This window comes from Cognatishimia sp. (assembly GCF_964229375.1).
In the GTDB taxonomy this organism is placed as follows: domain Bacteria; phylum Pseudomonadota; class Alphaproteobacteria; order Rhodobacterales; family Rhodobacteraceae; genus Cognatishimia.
Genome location: NZ_CAXREH010000062.1, coordinates 1 through 3548 on the forward strand (window position 1 = coordinate 1; position 3548 = coordinate 3548).

Sequence of the window (3548 nt, forward strand, 5' to 3'; positions counted from 1 at the left end):
CTGGTTCTCGACCCCGTCGCATGCGCGAAAAGCCATGCTGAGACCCGATCCGGGCCGCACCTTGCCGCATCTGCGCCTATCCATGTTCTGTGGCGAGCCGCTGACATGGGGGCTGGCGCGCAAATGGGCGGGCTTGACGGCTGGTCGCCTGGAAAACTGGTATGGCCCCAGCGAAACGACGATTGCGGCCGCGCGCTATGTTTTGCCGGATACCGCGATGGAAGATGATGGAGAGGTCGTGCCCATCGGTAAGCCCATAGGCCACATGCCCTGCGCCGTCTTGCAATCCGGTGAACTTTGCCTTGGCGGAGCGCAGGTTTTTGACGGCTATCTCGGTGCAGCCCGTCGGCCAAATCGCGTCTATAGAACCGGCGATCTGGTGCGGCGTGGCGCGGATGGAACCCTGCGGTTTTTAGGGCGCAGGGACGGGCAGGTGAAATTACACGGCCAGCTGGTGGACATCCCGTGGATCGAGGGCGTCATTGCCAGGATTGCGCAGGCAGAAACCAGCGTTTTGCCATGGCCATACAAGGTCGCAAATCCAGACGGGTTGGTAGCGGTTCTGACCCAAAGCGGCCCTGTGGCCGATCACGTGAAAACCCGCATCACGGCCGCCCTTCCCAAACATATCGCGCCGCACATCGTGACCCTGCCGCATCTACCTTTGACGCCTGCCGGTAAACAGGATGTGGCCGCCTTGGCGAAACATGTGACCAACGCCCTTTCTCGTCAGTCGCGCCGACCAACAAGGGCCTTTGATCGATTGGTCGCTTGTGTCCATGACGTAAACCCTACCCTAGCGCTGTCTGATCTGAGCCAAGGCGCGACCCTGATGGAGGCCGGTTTGGATTCGCTGGCCTTCACGGCTTTCATCGCGCGGATTGAGACTGAATTTGACCTTGTTCTCACCCAAATGGATGTCGCGAGTTTGTCGGGTATGACCCTCCGCCAAATGGTCGCGTATTTGCGCAAAACACAGAGCAGACTGCCCCTTTCAGCCGGTGCTTCAAACCCAAAAGGCACAGGCCCCCTGCCACACCGCGCCAAGCGGGCCTTGGATTTTCTAGAAAAATTTCCTGCATTTCTTCAGGCCGCTCATCGGCCAATCGTGCCGATGAGCGGATCCTCCGGTTTCATGCGCGGATTGGACAGTCAGGTGGTCGACGCAACGCTTCTGGATCTGGGGCACGACGTTCGCGCTGCGAATATTGGCTTGGCGATGCTCAGCAATCTGGGCCTTTGTGAGATCTGCGCGCATATCATCGAGGTCGCGAAATCAGGTCAAACGACGTTTCCCATCGCCGTCTTAGAGCTTGAGGTGATGCACCTGTCCGTCCTCCCGCCTGCCGGAGACATCGAGGTTTTGGACGCTTTCAAATCTGGACGTCGGCGCCACGAGGTTGGCGACTCGGATGATCCCGACACGATCTGGGCCTCACAACGGGCCGGAACGCTGACAGAGCGGCAGGGTCCATGGCGTCCACGCGACGCGCCCGCTCGGTGGGAAAGCCAACGACATTCCGAAATGCGCGAGGTGTTTGCAGGCAATGTCGCGCTTGATCCCAAGGCGGTGGACATCTGGTTGGCCTCAATTGCGCATCTGCTGCAGGTCAGCGACCGCGTTGCAGTTGTTTTGCACCCTTTGGACGGTCAGGTCTCGCACCTTGCAAAAGGTCGGGGGCATCTGGCGGCGCTGCGCTCGCGGTTGCAGGACTTGCACCGAGTTGTCCTGATTTCAGACGATCAGTTCGTGCTGGAGCCTTCGCATTTTCGCAATTTCTCGCATCTAAACGAACGCGGCGGGCGGCATGCGTTTTCTTCCCAGTTGGCTCGCCACCTTGCGCTGCATCTACGGTAACACGCGCCGCAGCTCTTCCTGTGCACGATTGTGGTGGCCTTGTGGATCGCCATGGGCCTCTTCCAAAATCGCGCGTGCCATGGTGTCAAACTTGTCTATGTCAGATCGGCGAAGGGGTTCCATTTCGTCTTGCTGATCTGACGCCACCGCATCTCGCAACGCGTTCTGAAACAGCGTGCCACCAAAGAAGTAACGATCCATTTTTCGCGCATCCTCGGCAAATCGATTTTGCACGCGCCTAACCAAATCCGCTGACATGCGCGGCAAGGGTGAGCTGGCACCGACTCCGGATTGTCGCAGTTTCATACAGATCAGCCGGTGGGTCTGCGATGAAAGGGGATGCGTGATGTTCATCGACTGGGCCAAACTCGGAACCCGTTGCAGAAGGCTGACCTGAGCCGCCGTGAGAGTGGCATTCAGGCGTTCGCCACCAGCGGGCGGCGGTACGCCCGGCAGCGCTTGCGCAAAGAAATCCGCCACCACATCGCCGCGCGCTGGATAGGGGCGCAGATGAAAATGCGGCGCGAACACCCGCTCCCATTCCGCAAACCGGGGCGCATAGTCAAGCCGCCGTCCCCGACAAATGCGTGCGGCATAGGCATCGATCGTCCCAACGGGTTTCCCGACTTTAATGCGCTCGGAATACATCGCCACCAGCCGCGAAATATGCGGGCGGCAATAGGCATGAAAAGACATCGGCGGGCGCGGGGCGGGCCAAAACATCTCTATGGCGCGCAGCAAATCGCTTGGAGGCACCGCTTGAAAAAGCTCGGCCGACAAGGCGGCGATTTGCGCGCTGGAGGCAGAAATTTCGTCCCAAACCGCGCGAAACCGAGGTTCGAACAAATGGCTGAGTTTGCGCCGCGACAGCGCACGGGCCAACCCGTTGTGATTGAGGGCCTCGCCCGGAAAAAGCAGGTTTTCGTCCCGCGCGGCTTGCCGCAAAGCCACTTGCAACGCAGTCGATCCAGTTTTGCTATCCCCGATGTGAACAACAATACGCTCCGCCATCTGACTATCTTTCGTCATTCAGGCTGGACAGAAAGTCCACGATGTCAGGCGGCGTATCCTCTGGCAGCGTATCACACAGACGATCAAGAGCGTACTTGAAGGCCTCAAGCTCGGGAATTGGCCGCACGCGTGTTCGGCGTTTCAGATCCTGGAAGAATTCAGCGCGCCCAACCCAGTCCCCCAACGCACGATTAACCGGATCAAACTGTTGTATGATATCGCGACGACGCTGAGCACCAAACATCTCGATCTCGCGACGACCGGGCAGGTTCAATAATGGGGTTTGCGAGACCAAAAAGGCCCTTAGTCGCGCTGCCCGCTTGGGTGGCAGCTCCAGGTTTCCGCGCCGCTGTATCTCATACAAAGCCGGATGCAGCGAGACGTTCATCCGGCGCGCGCCGCAATGCCGACCCTGCGGCAAACCCGTGCGCGCCAGAAAATCAGGCACTATACCGCTTGACCTGCACAGATCTTGATAATCACGCAGGATCACCTTTGCCTGTGGAAAGGCTGCGCGCCATCCGTTTAGAACTTTACGATAGTCAAAATGGATGGTGCCTGCGTGTTCCGATGCGCCTTCTGTTCTTAGTGGTTGCAACGCATGACCAAATTTCAGGCGCTGACCGTGCCATGCAACCAGATAGTCATCTATTGGCCGAAACACTCCGTAAAGGATCAC

The 3548-nt window shown here is 58.7% G+C and carries 3 protein-coding genes; 1 reads left to right on the forward strand and 2 read right to left on the reverse strand.

Translation table 11 applies throughout. From position 1 onward, the window contains the following. Positions 1-1858, forward strand: a 1858-nt coding sequence (locus ACEQWH_RS04870; RefSeq protein ID WP_370228591.1) for an AMP-binding protein, incomplete at its 5' end; no start/stop codon positions are given. Here the strand turns inward: ACEQWH_RS04870 and ACEQWH_RS04875 are convergent. Together ACEQWH_RS04875 and ACEQWH_RS04880 are read right to left on the reverse strand one after the other, a co-directional pair. Further along, positions 1850-2869 (reverse strand): hypothetical protein, encoded by a 1020-nt coding sequence (locus tag ACEQWH_RS04875; RefSeq protein WP_370228592.1) that lies wholly within the window; start codon positions 2867-2869, stop codon positions 1850-1852. The two genes, ACEQWH_RS04870 and ACEQWH_RS04875, sit on opposite strands and share 9 nt — an antisense overlap. 4 nt (positions 2870-2873) lie before the next feature. Beyond that, a partial coding sequence (locus ACEQWH_RS04880) for a hypothetical protein (protein ID WP_370228593.1) occupies positions 2874-3548 on the reverse strand: 675 nt, incomplete at its 5' end.